Here is a 14,690-nt window from a genome sequence, read left to right as displayed (position 1 = left end):
GGGTGGGAGCGCGGGCGGCCCGCGCGGGGGTGGCCGTGGAGCACTACCGGCGCTACCTGCAGTTGCGGCCGCGAGGGACCGGCGCGGCGGAGGCCCGGCAGTACCTCAAGTTCCGGTCAGGCCGGTAGCGGCGTCGCGATGTTCCTCGTCCTTTCGAAGGTGTTGGACCTGCTGCTGTCGCCGCTCACCTGGGCGCTGTTGTTCGGCGTGGCGGGGCTGCTGCTGCGCCGGTGGAAGCGCCTGTCGCTGACGTCCCAGCTCGCGGCGTTGGCCGTGCTGTACGTGTTCTCCATCGAGCCGACGGTGGCGCTGCTGACGCGCGCGACGGAGGCGGACGCGGTGAGCACGTACCGGCCGGACACCGTCTACGACGCGGTCATCCTGCTGGGCGGAGGGCTGGACGCGGCGGCCACGGAGCGCTCGGGGCAGCCGGAGTACAACGCCGCGCCGGAGCGGATGATGCGCACCTTCGAGCTGCTGCGCGACGGCCGGGCACGGCAGGTGTTGATTACCGCCGGCAACCTGGACGCCAGGCCGGAGGCGGTGGTGGAGGCGGACGTGCTGGCCGCGCAGCTGGAGCACTGGGGCATCTCGCCCGAGCGCATCGTGAAGGAAGGGCGCAGCCGCAACACCCGCGAGAACGCGCTGGAGTCGGAGCCGCTGGTGCGCGCGCACGGCTGGAAGTCGCTGCTCCTGGTGACGAGCGCCGCGCACCTGCCCCGAGCGGCCGGCTGCTTCGCGGCGGTGGGGCTGAAGGCGGACACCCTCGCGGTGGACCTCCGCTCCTCGACGATTCCCCCGGCGAAGCTGAGCTGGCTGCCACGCTCGGGAGCGCTCAACCAGAGCACGGACATGCTGCGCGAACTGGCGGGGCGGGTGGTCTACCGGGCACGAGGCTGGACCGCGCCCTGGCGGTAGGCGCTACTTCATCGACGGAGGCGCGTGCAGTCCTCCCTTGGGCACGCCCATGACCGTGATGCGGCCCTGGGGCTTCGCGCGGGGCGCGGGCCTACCGGTGCTGAATGCCTTGCTGAGCGCATCCCACGGCGTCGGCTGCTCCTGGCTCGCGGGCAGGACAGGCAGGTCCTTGAACATCGCGTAGCCGTCGTTGCCTTGAGCCACGAAGCTGAAGGTGGCCAGCCGGTACTTCGCCGCGTCGTCCAACGGCTTGCCCTTCACGTCCACCTTCGTCACCCGTGAGCCCGGCGCCTTGCGCAGGTCGTAGGTGAAGCGCAGGCCGGACACCTGCGGGTAGCGACCGGGCGGCTTGCCGTCCACGCTGCTCAGGCTGACGCCGTTCTCCAGCGCCGCTCGCAGCGTCGCCCCCGTCACCTCCAGGACAACCAGCTCGTTGCGGTAGGGCATGAGCGAGTACATCTCGCGCCGGGTCATCTTCCCCGCGGGCAGCACCCGGTCCGCGCGGATGGCGCCCCCGTTCACGAGCGCCACGTCCGCGCCCGTCGCCTCGCGGAACGCATCCGCCAGGAACGAGCCCAGGTTCGTCTCACCCAGCCGGTTCGGCGCACTGCGCGCATCCAGCGCCACCGGCGAGCGGCCAATGCGCTCCGCCAGCGTGGCCATCAGCGGCGCGTAGGGCTTCATCTTCTCGTTGAACGCCGCGTCGTCAGGAGTCTTCGAGGTGATGGGAATCACCTTCCACGTCAGCTTCTTCACCGCGCCCGTCTTCGCGTCCAGGTCCAGCGTGACGCGGCCCAGGTCGATGGCGTCCTCGTCCAGCTTGAAGATGGGCGTGCCCGCGACGGTCTCCTGCACGCGGTCGTGGTCATGCCCGCCGATGATGAGGTCCACGCGCACGCACTTCGCCAGCTCGCGGTCCTGCTCCACCGCCAGGTGCGTGAGCCCCAGCACGAACTGCGCGCCCGCGGCCCGCAGCTCCTCCACGGAGCGCTTCGCCGCCTCGCAGTACGGCGTGATGCGCGTGTCCTTGCCCGGCTTGGACGAGGTCTGCGTCTCCGGCAGCACCACGCCGAAGATGCCCACCTTCACACCGCCCACGTCGCGGAGGTCCCACGCCTTGAGCCCTTCGAACACCTGCCCCGACTTCACGCTCATCACGTTGGCGCCCAGCCACGGGAAGCGCGACTGCTGGAGGCGCGCGCGCAGCACGTCGTCCCCGAAGTCGAACTCGTGGTTGCCCACCGTGGAGTAGTCCAGACCGAGCGCGTTCCACGCGTCGATCATCTGCTTGCCCTTGAGCGCCTCGCCCGCCACCTCCGCGGACGACTCCACCGAAGGAGAAATCGTGTCACCCGCCAGCAGCGTGAGGACGTGCGGCGACTCCTTCAGCGCCTGCTGCTTGAGCGTGGCCACGCGAGACAGGCCGCCCCGGTTCTGGGCGGTGGGCTGGAATTGGTAGACGTCGTTGAGGTGGAGGATCGTGAGTCGGACGGTGTCGGCGGGAGGCGTCGGCTCGGCGGCCCCGGCGGAACGGGCGGCCAGCACCAGCGCGAGCGGCAGCAGCACCGCCCAGGTGCTCACGGTCTTCTTCATCATCGGACAGTCGTTCTCTTGCGGGGGCACAAAGGGGGAGCGCCAACCCGTCTCGGCGTAGCGCACTCGGAGCGTGAAGGCGAGCGGACCGGACATGGCGCAACGCGCAAGTCCCAAGCCCTTCTTCCCGGAGGATGAAGGGCATCCAGCCCACCGTGCGCTCCGTCCTCAGACGGTGTAGCGCCGGCCCTGCACCAGCGGCTCGATGACGCTGCCGCTCGTGTCGAAGAGGTCCGGATAGTGGATGAGGCGCATCTTCGCGCGAGTGGCCTCCGGCAGCGCCGCCAGCTTCTCGTAGGGCGTGTGCACGCCGTAGTTCGTCTCGTGGATGACCAGGTCCGCCTCGGACAGCCAGGAGATGAGCCCCTCGTCGAACGCGGTGTCCGCGCTGTAGCCCAGGCACCGGCCCCCGGCGCGGATGCGGAACGCGGTGGTGGGCACGTGGTGGTAGGTGAAGCGGCACTCGATTTCGAACGGGCCGTGGCGCACCGAGCGCTCCAGGTGCAGCGGCGTGTGCGTGAAGTAGTCCTCGAAGTGCTTGTGGCTGGGCCCCGCGCCCTGCTGCTCGATGAGGCACTCCATGCCCGCGGCCAGGTGGCCCTCCCAGAGGCGGCGCGTGACGCTCGGGTGCGCGAGCAGCTCCATCTTCCGCTGCAGCACGAAGAAGGAGAAGTACCCCAGGCCCTCCAGGCCGGAGGCGTGGTCCGCGTGCAGGTGCGTGAGGGCCACGGCGCTGACGCGCTCCACGTCCAGGTGCACGCCGGAGGACTCGGACGCCTCGCGCATCATCTTGCGGATGGGGTGCGGACAGTCGAGCAGCAGCACCTGGTCCTCCGCCTCCAGCGCCAGGCACGACGAGTAGTAGAGCGCGGAGAAGGCATCACCGACGCCCAGGGGAATGAAGGACAGGCTCATGGATGGCTCCGGAGGGAAGGGGACAGCCGCTCGCGCAGCTTCGCGGCGACGGCGGGAGGGCAGAAGGCGGACACGTCCTCGCCGCGCGTGAGGCGCTCCTTGAGGGCGCTGCTGGACACCTCCGCCAGGTGCGCCTCCGCGGGAAGGAAGAGGGTGGACAGCTCCGGCGCGAGCGCGCGGTTCATCTGCGCCAGCTCCGTCTCGAACTGCGCATCGGTGGCGCCGCGCACGCCGCGCAACAGGACGCTCGCGCCAATCTCCCGCGCCAGCTCCACGATGAGCCCTTCGGTGAAGGTGACGGAGACGTTGGGGTGCCGGGCCACGGCCTCCCGGATGAGCGCCATGCGCTCCTCGGCGGTGAGCAGCGTGTGCTTGTTCGGGTTGACCGCGACCACCACGACGACATGGCTGAAGAGGCGCGCCGCCTGTCGCACCACCGACAGGTGTCCCGCCGTCACGGGGTCGAAGCTGCCTGCGTAGATGGCGATGGTCATCACGACACCTCACGGTCCGGAGAAGAAGAAGTCGCCGCGTCCAACAGCCCCGCGGCCATGCGCTTCACGGTGCCCGCCGCGGAGCCCGGGGGCACGAGTCCGGGCGCGCTCGCGGACAGCACGAAGTACCCCTGGATGGCGGCGAAGAGCCCCGCGGCCAGCGGACGCGCGCGGCGCTTGCCCACCACCGCCGCGACCAGCTCCTCCAACTGCTCCAGGTCCGCGCGCACCACCTCTTCGTAGGCGACGCGCACCTCCGGCTGCCGGATGGCCTCCGCGCTGATGGTGACCCAGCCCGCCACCGCCGCCACGTCCGCGTCCGGCCCGGTGGCGAGGAACGCGTCCACGAACGCCTCCACCCGACCGTGTGCATCGTCCGCGGCGAGCTTCGTCGCCCGCGTGGCGAAGCGCTGCCGGGCGCGAGCGGCCAACGAGCGCACCAGGGTCAGGAGGATCTCCTGCTTGTCCTCGAAGTGGTAGTGCACCAGCCCCGCGCTCAGCCCCGCCGCACGGGCGATCTCCGCCACGGACGCGCCCTCGTAGCCGCGCTCGGCCATGGCCTTGAGCAGTCCAGCGACGATCTGTTCCCGGCGCGCTTCGGTATTGGAGGGACGAGGCATGGCGCGATTTGGTTTCTAAGTTGTTTGACCAACTTATAAACAGGGCCAGCGTGGGCGTCAACCGGACGTGGGGTCCGGTGACGCCAGGCGGAAGGCTAGAAGCGGAGGACGGACGTCACCTTGTCCGGCCCCAGCCGCTTCGGACCCTCGAGGAAGTCGAGCGTGATGAGGAAGCTGTAGCCGACAATCTGCCCGCCCAGCCGGCCGATGAGCCGGCCCGTGGCGTCGGCGGTGCCGCCGGTGGCGAGCACGTCATCCACCACGAGGATGCGCTCGTCCTTGAGGATGGCGTCCTCGTGCATCTCCACACCGTCCGCGCCGTACTCCAGCGAGTAGCGCTCCACGATGCGCTTGTGCGGGAGCTTGCCGGGCTTGCGCGCGGGCACGAAGCCCGCCTCCAGCGCCAGCGCGATGGGGGCACCCAGCAGGAAGCCGCGCGACTCCACGCCCACCACCTTGGTGATGTGCTGGCCCCGGAAGGGGGCGGACATGGCGGTGACCACCCGGCCGAAGAGGCGCGGGTCCGCCAGCATGGGGGTGATGTCCTTGAAGACGATGCCGGGCTTGGGGAAGTCCGGCACATCTCTCAGGACGGCCTGGAGGTCGGAGGCGAGCGTGGGGTCGAGGGACATGGGGTGGGGCTCCGAAAGGAGGACGGCGGCGTTTCAGCCCGGTGGATGACACCCGGGGTGGACCTGGGACCCAGGGTACCCGGCCCGGGTGACAGCCAGCCTGGCGGGCCCCCGGACGCAGAGTCCCAGGGCCAACGGCCGGAGGATGGGCGGACTGGGACGGGACCGGGGCATGGCGGACGTTGATGATCTCACAGCTTCGCGCCGCCCGGCCGCATCGGCTGGCGGACGCCGTATTTTTTCCCGCGCGCGGGGATCCCCTCACTGTGTTAAGCGAGGCGGTTCCCCCCGACCAAGGAGTCTGGGGCCCTTGCAAGCCGTGCAAACCACCGCTGACACCCGAGACCCTCTCTCCCCCCAGGACGGAATCTGGCTCCGCGCCCTCAAGGCCGAGGTCGAGCCCGTCACGTTCAAGAAAGGCCGCGAGGTGGCCGAAGGCCGCCGCGTCTTCGGCCTCACGCGTGAACCCGAACGCATCCGCGCGCAGGTCGCGGGTCCGTCCGGCGAGCGCTACGACGTGGCCCTGATTCCCGGAGAGGGAAAAGTCGTTTCCTCCTGCACCTGCCCGGTGTGGAACACCACGGGCCCGCATTGCGAGCACGTGGTCGCCGTGGCACTCATCTACGCGGCCCGCTTCCGGCCACCGCCGCCACCGCAGAAAGCCGCGGCGCCTCCTCCGCCGCCCGAACCCGAGGACATGGGGCCGGACGACGAGGAGGAGATTCCCGGAGGCGGAGCGCCGGGGATGGAAGGCGTCAGCCTGCCCGCGCTCGCCAAGGTGGAGAGCTGGCTGGGCCTGTCCTCACTGCCCGACTACGAGTTCCTCTACCGGCTCACCCCCGCGAGCACGGGGGCGGGCGGCTCCAACAACCGCCACTGGGTCGTGGACGTGCGCCGTCAGGACGCGCAGACCAAGGGCCCCGTGCACGTGAAGCGTCTGCTCCAGGCGGGCAGCCGCATCGCGCCCCCGGACGAGCGCATCTTCATGGTGCTGTCGCGCCATGAGCACCGCTACGACTCGCGCATCGTCCTCTCCGACGAGGACCTGTGCGAGGTGCTGGAGCTGTTGCGCCAGCGCCGGGTCATCTACCGGGGCACGCCGCTCGTCTACATGGAGCAGCCCGTGCGGCCGCAAATCCATCTGGAGTCGCGTCCAGACGGTGCCACCGCGCAGATTGAGCTGCTGTTCCCGGACGGCGTGGGCTACCCGCTCAAGGACGTCATCGTGCTCGCGGGCCGGCGCACGTACGTCATCCAGGCGCAGAACCTCCACGCCGTGGAGCCGGACTTCCCGCCGCGCTTGCTGCGCAAGTGGCTGCTGGAACCGACCATGGCCTTCCCGTCCGGGCAACTGGACCGGGTCCTGACGTTCTTCGCCGCGCACCTGCCGCGCTTCCGCATGTCGTTGAAGGCGGACGACATCGAAGTGGACGAGTCGGTGGAGCCGCGCTTCGTCGTCACACTGGAAGGCGCCGCCGAGCGCGTGAAGGTGCAGCTGGCCGCGAGATACGGCCAGACGACGGTGGCGGTGTCCCCCACGGCCACGCACCTGGGCTACGCCAGCGGCGTGGGCGAGGACTCGCGCAAGCTGTACCGCCGCCGCGACGAGGTGGAGCGCGCCGCGGGCAAGGTGCTGCTCGACCAGGGGCTGCGCTTTGATCAGGCCTCGCAGGCGTTCGACGCGACGGGCGACGTGGCCCTGGAGTTCTGGGCGCGGGGCCTGGCGGGCCTGCCTGAGGAGTGGGAGCGCTACGGCGTGCAGGCGCCCAAGGTGCGGCTGCGCCCGAAGCTCAAGCCGCGCATCCGCGTGGGCATGAGCGGCGTGCAGTGGTTCGACCTGGACGCGGAGTTCGTCACCGACGACCAGGCCGTGGACCTGGGCGCCGTGCGCATGTGGCTGGACTCCGGCCGCAAGTTCGTGCCGCTGAAGGACGGCTCCTTCGCGGAGGCGGACGTCGCGGAGATCAAGCGCGTGGCGGACCTCCTGGAGGAGGCCGGCGCCATGCCGGGCCGCACGCGCACCCGGCTGCCGCTGCACCAGGCAGTCGCCCTGGACCTGCTCGCGGACCTGAGCGAGTTCACCGAGGTGGAGGCCAAGGCCCGTCAGGCCATGCTCGCGCTGCGCGAGTCCGCCGGCGTGCCGAAGGTGGCCGTGCCGGAAGGACTCCAGGCCACGCTGCGCCACTACCAGGAGGCGGGCCTGTCCTGGCTCTGGTTCCTCCGGCGCCACGGGCTGTCCGGCATCCTCGCGGACGACATGGGTCTGGGAAAGACCATCCAGTCCCTGAGCCTGATGCAGAAGGTGGCCAACGACGAGGGCCGCAAGCCGTCCCTGGTGGTCGCGCCCACGAGCGTGCTCGCCAACTGGGAGCGCGAGGCGGAGCGCTTCACGCCGGGCCTCAAGGCCATGGTGTGGCACGGGCAGGACCGCCGCGAGCGCGCGGAGGACCTGAAGGACATGGACCTGGTGCTCACGTCATACGCGCTGGTGCGCCGCGACCTGGAGCAGCTGTCCCAGGTGGGCTTCCGCTACGTCATCCTGGACGAGGCGCAGAACATCAAGAACGCGGACAGCGCCACCGCGCAGGCGTGCAAGTCGCTGCCCAGCGAGACGCGCCTGGCGCTCACCGGTACGCCGCTGGAGAACCGCCTGTCGGAGCTCTGGAGCATCTTCGACTTCCTGATGCCCGGCTTCCTGGGCAGCGCGGAAGGCTTCAGCGACCGCTACGAGCAGCCCATCCAGGTGGCCAACGACGCCACCGCGAAGGACCGGCTGCGCCGCCGCATCCAGCCCTTCATCATGCGCCGCCTCAAGACGGAGGTGGCCAAGGACCTGCCGCCGAAGACGGAGAGCGTCGCGTGGTGCGAGATGGAGCCCGGCCAGGCCGCGCTCTACCGCGAGGTGCTGGAGGAGAGCCGCCGCAAGGTGAACGAGTCCATCGAGAAGGTGGGCTTCAAGAGGAGCCGCGTCTCCATCCTCGCCGCGCTGATGCGCCTGCGTCAGGTCTGCTGCGATCCGCGTCTGCTCAAGATGCCGCCCGGCACGCTCTTGCCGTCCAGCGCGAAGCTCGAGCGCTTCATGGAACTGGTGGCGGACCTGGTGGCGGAAGGCCACCGCGCGCTCGTTTTCAGCCAGTTCACGGAGATGCTGGAGCTGCTCAAGCAGGAGGCGGACAAGAAGGGCCTGCGCTACCTCTACCTGGACGGCCGCACCAAGGACCGCATGGGCAAGGTGGACGAGTACAACCGCCCTGACGGCCCGCCGCTCTTCTTCATCAGCCTCAAGGCGGGCGGCACCGGCTTGAACCTCACCGCCGCGGACTACGTCATCCACTTCGACCCGTGGTGGAACCCCGCGGTGGAAGACCAGGCCACGGACCGTACGCACCGCATCGGCCAGACGCGCGCGGTCATCAGCTACAAGCTCATTACGCGCGGCACGGTGGAGGAGAAGATTCTCAGCCTCCAGCGCCGCAAGCGCGAACTCGCCGCCGGCGTGCTGGGCACGGACGGGGACGACATGGGCCGCACGCTCACCGAACAGGACATCCAGGAGCTGTTCACCGAAATCTGATGCGACTCGGGGAGTGGGAGAGGGTTGTGGCGCCAACATGCCACGCCCTCCCACTCGCCCTCCCGCCATCCACCCGACCCGAACACCTGTGCAGTGTCATCAAGACCTGCTAGGGTGTTCAGGTGTTGGGGCGTCGTACGGATCGCGGAGGGCGCGAGTGCTGCTGGGTCTTCGGATTTCGAACGTAGCGGTGATTGAGGAGGTGGAGGTCGCGTTTGGCGCGGGCCTCACCGTCCTCACGGGTGAGACGGGTGCCGGCAAGTCCATTCTGGTGGACGCGCTGGGCCTTCTGCTCGGGGGCAGGGCGGATGCGGACGTCATCCGTGCGGGCTGCGAGGACGCGGCGGTGGAGGGCGTATTCGCCCGGACACCGGTGCTGGCCGCGCGCCTGGAGGAACTGGGCCTCCCGGACCTGGGAGAGGAGGTGCTCGTGCGCCGCGTGCTCGGGCGCACCGGGCGCGGAAAGGTCTACGTCAACGGCGCGCTGGTGACGCTGGGCGTGCTGGGGAAGCTCACTCGGGGCGCGGTGGACATCGCTGGCCAGCATGAGCACGTGAGCCTCTTCGACTCCGGGCTGCACCGGGTGCTGCTCGACAAGTACGGTCGCCTGGAGGAAGCGCTGGCCGCGTACGGCCGCGAGTGGGCGAACCTGCGCGAAGTGGATGGCCGCATGGACGCGCTGGGCGGAGACGACGCCAAGGTGCGCGAGCGCGCGGAGTTCCTTCGCTTCCAACTGGACGAAATCACGCGCCTGGACCCGGAAACCGGCGAGGACGTGAAGCTGGACGCGGAGCGCCGGCGGCTGGGCAGCGCCCAGAAGCTCAAGCGTCAGGGCGCGGAGGCCGAGCTGCTGGTGTCGGGCGAGGCGCCGTCCGCGGTGGAGATTGTCGGGCGCGCGCTGGGGCTCGTGCACGAGGGCGTCAAGTGCGACGCGACGCTCGCGCCGGTGGCTCAGTCGCTCAGCACGGCGCTGTCGGAGCTGGAGGAGGCCGCGCGCCTGCTCAACCGCTACGTGGAGGGGCTGGAGTCCGACCCCGGGCGGCTGGGCGAGGTGGAGGAGCGGCTGGACGCGCTCAAGCGGCTGTGCCGCAAGCACGGCGCGACGCTGGACGGCGTCCTCAAGAAGCGCGGCGAGCTGGAGACGGAGCTGGGCACGCTGGAGAACCGGCGCGAAATCCTGGAGGAGCTGAACCAGGAGCGCAAACGCGTGGAGGAGCGGGCGCGCAAGGCGGCGCTGACGCTGTCCCGCGCGCGCAAGGCCTCCGCCGGGGCCTTCTCCCAGCAGGTGCGCGAGGGCCTGGGCGGACTGGCCATGGGCAAGGCCGCCTTCGAGGTGCGCGTCACCGCCGGGGAGTCGCTGCGTCCGGACGGCATGGATGAAGTGGAGTTCTTCTTCAGCGCCAACCCGGGTGAGCCGGCGCGGCCCCTGGCCAAGGTGGCCTCGGGTGGTGAGGCGAGCCGGCTGCTGCTCGCGCTCAAACGTGCACTGGCGGACAGTGACGCGTGCGGCTGCTACATCCTGGATGAAGCGGACGCGGGCGTCAGCGGCGCCATCGCGGACGTGGTGGGCCGGATGATTCGCGAGGTCAGCTCCCACCGTCAGGTGCTGTGCATCACGCACCTTCCCCAGGTGGCGGCCTACGCGGACGCGCACCTGCTCATCCGCAAGAGCGTGAAGGGCGAGCGCACCGTGTCCCAGGTGCTTTCGCTCTCGGCCGGCGCCGAGCGCACCCAGGAACTGGCGCGCATGATGTCGGGCGTGGAGGTGACTCGCGAGGCGCTGGGCGCGGCGGAAGCGCTGGTGCGTTCGGCCCACCGGGCCACGCCCCGCGCGCGCCGGGAGTCGGGTCCGGAAGGCAACAGCCCCCGGGGTCGGCTGCGCCGGACGGCCTGAAATGGGGGCCTACAAGGTAGGGGTGACCCAGGGGGAGGGGCATGACGCACCGGGAGTTTTCGTCCGCGTCCTTGCCCCCACTTATGGGCTCACATAGCATCCGGCGCGTGTCCAGCACCGCAGGGCAGACCGCGGCCCCCCGCCATAAAGTCATCTCCGCTGGCCTGACGGACGTCGGGCGCAAGCGCAATCACAACGAGGACAGCTTCCTCATTGACGATGAGCTCCAGCTCTACGTCGTGGCGGACGGCATGGGTGGGCACGCGGGTGGTGGTACCGCGTCGCGCATCGCCGTCGAGACCATCGACAAAGAGCTGAGGCGCGCGCGTGAAGGGCGGGAAAACCCCTTCGTCAGCGTTCCCAACCTCCAGGATTCGCCCATTCCGGAAGCGCTCCGGGGCGCGGTGGAGAAGGCCTGTCAGGCCATCTACCTCACCGCCCAGGATGACGCGCGCCTGTCCGGCATGGGCACGACAGTCATATCCCTGGTGGTCCGCGACGAGCACGCCTTCTTCGCCCACGTGGGCGACAGTCGCGCGTACCTCATCCGCGGGGACCTCATTCAGCAGATCTCCGAGGACCACTCGCTGGTCAACGAGCAGATCAAAGCGGGGATGATCACACCGGAAGAGGCCAAGCACTCCCGGTACAAGAACATCATCACCCGCTCCGTTGGCTTCGAGGAGGAGGTCCAGGTGGATGTCATGGGGCTCGTGTCCGAGCCCGGTGACGTGTTCCTGCTCTGCTCGGACGGCCTCGCCAACATGCTGGAGGACCGGGAGATCCACGACGCCGTCGCGCGCCACGCGAACCTGGATGAAGTGCCCAAGCACCTCATCGACCTGGCCAACGACCGCGGCGGCGACGACAACATCAGCGTCATCGTCGTGCGCATGCAGGGCGGGTAGGGCCCGGACTCGGGGCGCGATTGGGGCGCGCCCTGGAGTCTGTTGACCTTGACACTCTTCAAATGCGGATGATAGCTGCCCCAACCTTTCCACTTACTGAGAATCGCCAGTGGGTGACGGTGCGGGAGGGGCGGCGGGTGGGGGAGGTGTTGCGAGCGCGGGGAGCGACTTAGCTTCTGGCGCCGGAAGTCCCACGTTGCGAAAGAGTTTCCCCAGGAGTGGTCCGTGGCCAAAAAGTCCTTCACGCTGATGGTCATCCCGGACCACGACGCTCCGGTGAAGCGCTACACCATCCAGCGCTCCTGGCTGGTGCAGGTGGGCATGGGCCTGATGCTGGTGGCGGGACTGGGCGCCGGTGCGAGCATCCACTACCTCCAGGTGGCGGCGGACGCGTCGGAGAACCGCATCCTGCGTGAGGAGAACCTCACGCTGCGTTCCCAGCTGAAGTCGGTGCGTGAGCGCATCGAGCACATCGGTTCGACGCTGGACCGCGTGGAGCGTTTCGACCAGAAGCTGCGCGCGGTGACGTTGCTGTCGGACCCGCAGCGCAACCTGGCCATGGGCCCCACGGAGCCTGAGGCCGGCACCACGGCGCCCACGACGGACACGCAGTTCACCCAGCTGACCACCACGGACACCCCGAAGGTGCTGCTGGGCCGGCTGGACCGGCTCTCCGCGGAGGCCACCCGCCAGGAGCTGAGCCTCCAGGACCTGCAGGCCTACTTCCAGGACCAGAAGTCGCTGCTCGCCTCCACGCCGTCGGTGTGGCCGGCGCGCGGCTGGGTGACCAGCGATTTCGGTCAGCGCCTGGACCCGTACACGGCGGACCGCGTGACGCACGCGGGCCTGGACATCGCGGCGCCGCACGGCAAGGAAGTCTCCGCGCCGTCGGACGGCACGGTGGTGTTCGCGGGTCTGGAGGGCGGGTACGGCAACGTGCTCGTCATCGACCACGGCTACGGCATCAAGACGCGCTACGGCCACCTGTCCAAGATTCTCGTGAAGGCCGGCGACCGGGTGAAGCGCGGCTCTGCCATCGCGAACGTGGGCAACACCGGCCGTTCCACCGGCCCGCACCTGCACTACGAGGTGCGCGTGAACGGCGTGCCGCAGAACCCGCGCAAGTTCATCCTTGAAGAGTAGGAGACGGGTAGGAGACGAGTGGCTCGGGGACGCGCCTCAGGTTCCTTCCGGCTCCGGAAGGAACGCGTCCAGGCGCAGGCGCCGCCGCTGCAGGCCGTGAGTCCGCCCGGTTCGCTCCATGATGTAGGCCCGCTCCACCTCTGCCCACAGGAGCGGTCCCAGCACCTGCCAGTGTGACGGCTGGTGCACCGTCAGCTCCAGCAGCGCCACGGTGAAGCCCGGCACGTCGGTGTCGGAGGCTCCCGGAGGCAGCGCGGGGCGCAGGTCCTCCGCCAGCTTCGCGCGAGTCGTCTCCGCGCCGTCCTCGCGCACGGTGAGCTGGGACGTGGGCACGAGCAGCACCGCGAAGCCGTCCGGCTGGAAGCGCACGATGCGCGCGCCCGGGTACTGCGCGGCCAGCGACGCCACGACGGCCTTGAGCAGGGCGTCCCCGGCGGGGAAGCCGAAGCGCGCGTTGAAGTGGATCATCTCCTTCACGTCCACCATCAGCGCGCCCACGCGCCAGCCGTCGTGGTGCGCGTGCGTGGACAGGTCGAACTCCTCCTTGAGGAGCGTGCCCTGGGTGAGCGCAAGCACGTGCAGGGCCCCGGTGGCGTCCGGTTGGCCTCGCCGGCGCTGCTCGGCGGCGATGAGCTCCTGGGCGGCGGCCTGCGGCGCCTCCTGGGCGTGCCCCGGGCGCGCGGCCCGTGGGTGGAGGGCGACGAGGGCGGTGGCGGTGGCGTCGTCGAGTGCGTAGGGCATCGTGTCCGCGTGTGTAGCGCGGACCCGCCCCGGGCGCAGGAAAGCTTCTCCCCGCGCCCGCTCCGTCGCCCTCAGCGCATGCGACGCGCCGTGACCGTCACCTCATCCCGGTCATGGTAGAGCTGGCGGACGGTGAGGCCCTCCCAGCCCCCGTCGTCCACGAGCGTCTGGCGCACCCGCAGGAGCAGCGGGTTCTTGTCCTTCATGGGCAGCTTGATGTTGGCCACCAGGTTGCGCGCCCAGCGGCGCCGTCCCCACTTGGCCAGCAGCTGCGCCACCTCCAGGGGCCGCCACGCCATGTCGCAGAAGAGCCAGTCCGCGGACTCCTCCGGGGCGTAGGCGAAGGCGCTCTCCTGCACGTGCTGGACGCGCGGGTTCTTCGCCAGCTCCGGCATCAGCTTCGCCGGGTCCACCGCCACCACCCGCGCCCCTCGCGCCACCAGCCGCTGCGTCCAGCCGCCCGGCGCCGCGCCCAGGTCCACGCAGACGTCGCCGCGCCCGGGCTCGTGCGCCAGCCCGTCCAGCGCCTCCTCCAGCTTCATCGCCGCGCGGGAAGGGGACTCGCCCGCACGCTTCATCCGCCGCCGCCCGCCCGGCGCGAGCGACAGGGCCTCACGGGCGCTCACCGCGCCCAGGGTCAGCACCCCGTCCGGCGCGACGCACAGGCCCACCAGCAGGGCCCCCGCCTCGCGCGCCCGTCCGTCGTCCTCCAGCACGCGCCCCGAGGGGAGCGCCGCGCGGACCGTGGCTTCCAGCGCCTCGGCACGGCCCGCCTGCGTGTTGCCCTTCGCGCTGTCCGGCGTGTAGGCCCGCAGGAGCCAGGGCACGCGCGAGGGCAGCCCGGACATCGCAGCCACGAGCTCCTCCACCGGCACCTGTCCTCCACCCGGGGGCGCCCAGGTGGCGACGACCCGCTCCACCGCCCGGCCAAAGGCGGGGGGGACTTCAGGCCGCTGCTCGGACTCCACCAGGGCCGGCCCCAGGAGGCGGGGACCTGCTCCAGCCCAGGTCAGCTCCTCGAACAGGTGCGACTCGAAGCCCTCCCGGCAGGTCCACAGCCACCGGCCCGGCTGGGCCGCCAGCGTCTGTGCGGGCATGGACGGCACGCGCGCCCGAGGTGGGATGCGCGGCGCGGGTGAGGCGATGGGAGCCGGGGCGGAGCGTCCGGGGCCACCGGCACGGGGCGTGGGGGCGGGCTTGCCGCCGGACTTGGGGCCTGGCTTGCCGCCGGACTTGGGGCCCGGCTTGCCACCTGGAC

General features: G+C 70.5%; 12 protein-coding genes. 5 read left to right on the top strand and 7 right to left on the bottom strand.

Annotation, left to right across the window (positions count from 1 at the left end):
• Positions 1–138: 138 nt before the first annotated feature.
• Positions 139–918 (top strand): YdcF family protein, encoded by a 780-nt coding sequence (locus D7Y11_RS36770; RefSeq protein ID WP_126935999.1) that lies wholly within the window; start codon positions 139–141, stop codon positions 916–918.
• Between the two features lie 3 nt (positions 919–921).
• Here the strand turns inward: D7Y11_RS36770 and D7Y11_RS36765 are convergent, their stop codons facing one another.
• The 5 genes from D7Y11_RS36765 to D7Y11_RS36745 all read right to left on the bottom strand — a co-directional run bounded on the left by D7Y11_RS36765 (position 922) and on the right by D7Y11_RS36745 (position 5,172).
• Complete coding sequence (locus tag D7Y11_RS36765) at positions 922–2,514, bottom strand: bifunctional UDP-sugar hydrolase/5'-nucleotidase (protein WP_126935998.1); 1,593 nt, start codon at positions 2,512–2,514, stop codon at positions 922–924.
• A 165-nt stretch (positions 2,515–2,679) separates the two neighbouring features.
• Positions 2,680–3,426, bottom strand: a complete 747-nt coding sequence (locus tag D7Y11_RS36760; RefSeq protein WP_120580263.1) for an MBL fold metallo-hydrolase — start codon at positions 3,424–3,426, stop codon at positions 2,680–2,682.
• On the bottom strand, positions 3,423–3,920 hold the full coding sequence (gene coaD / locus D7Y11_RS36755; RefSeq protein ID WP_120563835.1) for a pantetheine-phosphate adenylyltransferase: 498 nt from the start codon (positions 3,918–3,920) through the stop codon (positions 3,423–3,425). Before coaD ends, D7Y11_RS36760 begins: the two co-directional genes overlap by 4 nt.
• Entirely contained in the window at positions 3,920–4,540 is a 621-nt protein-coding gene (locus tag D7Y11_RS36750; protein ID WP_126935997.1) for a TetR/AcrR family transcriptional regulator, read from the bottom strand. The genes coaD and D7Y11_RS36750 overlap by 1 nt, the downstream gene beginning before the upstream one ends.
• A gap of 95 nt (positions 4,541–4,635) precedes the next feature.
• The gene (locus tag D7Y11_RS36745) at positions 4,636–5,172 is read right to left on the bottom strand and encodes an adenine phosphoribosyltransferase (RefSeq protein WP_120580265.1); all 537 of its coding nucleotides are present in this window, start codon (positions 5,170–5,172) and stop codon (positions 4,636–4,638) included.
• 310 nt (positions 5,173–5,482) lie between these two features.
• Here D7Y11_RS36745 and D7Y11_RS36740 point away from each other — a divergent pair, with 310 nt between their 5' ends.
• The 4 genes from D7Y11_RS36740 to D7Y11_RS36725 all read left to right on the top strand — a co-directional run bounded on the left by D7Y11_RS36740 (position 5,483) and on the right by D7Y11_RS36725 (position 12,691).
• Positions 5,483–8,746 carry a DEAD/DEAH box helicase gene (locus tag D7Y11_RS36740; RefSeq protein WP_167548174.1) on the top strand — a complete coding sequence of 1,088 codons (3,264 nt, stop codon included), beginning with the start codon at positions 5,483–5,485 and terminating at the stop codon, positions 8,744–8,746.
• 157 nt (positions 8,747–8,903) lie between these two features.
• Positions 8,904–10,640 carry a DNA repair protein RecN gene (gene recN, locus D7Y11_RS36735; RefSeq protein WP_120580266.1) on the top strand — a complete coding sequence of 579 codons (1,737 nt, stop codon included), beginning with the start codon at positions 8,904–8,906 and terminating at the stop codon, positions 10,638–10,640.
• A 107-nt stretch (positions 10,641–10,747) separates the two neighbouring features.
• On the top strand, positions 10,748–11,548 hold the full coding sequence (locus tag D7Y11_RS36730) for a Stp1/IreP family PP2C-type Ser/Thr phosphatase (RefSeq protein ID WP_120580271.1): 801 nt from the start codon (positions 10,748–10,750) through the stop codon (positions 11,546–11,548).
• A 225-nt stretch (positions 11,549–11,773) separates the two neighbouring features.
• Positions 11,774–12,691, top strand: a complete 918-nt coding sequence (locus D7Y11_RS36725; RefSeq protein ID WP_120580267.1) for a M23 family metallopeptidase — start codon at positions 11,774–11,776, stop codon at positions 12,689–12,691.
• A gap of 36 nt (positions 12,692–12,727) precedes the next feature.
• Here the strand turns inward: D7Y11_RS36725 and D7Y11_RS36720 are convergent, their stop codons facing one another.
• Positions 12,728–13,432, bottom strand: a complete 705-nt coding sequence (locus D7Y11_RS36720) for a diguanylate cyclase (protein ID WP_121756171.1) — start codon at positions 13,430–13,432, stop codon at positions 12,728–12,730.
• A 71-nt stretch (positions 13,433–13,503) separates the two neighbouring features.
• Positions 13,504–14,690, bottom strand: a 1,187-nt coding sequence (gene rlmM / locus D7Y11_RS36715; protein WP_306770483.1) for a 23S rRNA (cytidine(2498)-2'-O)-methyltransferase RlmM, incomplete at its 5' end; no start/stop codon positions are given.

This window comes from Corallococcus sp. AB018 (genome assembly GCF_003986945.1).
GTDB classification, from domain to species: domain Bacteria; phylum Myxococcota; class Myxococcia; order Myxococcales; family Myxococcaceae; genus Corallococcus; species Corallococcus exiguus.
This window is presented reverse-complemented; position numbering and strand designations above follow the sequence as displayed.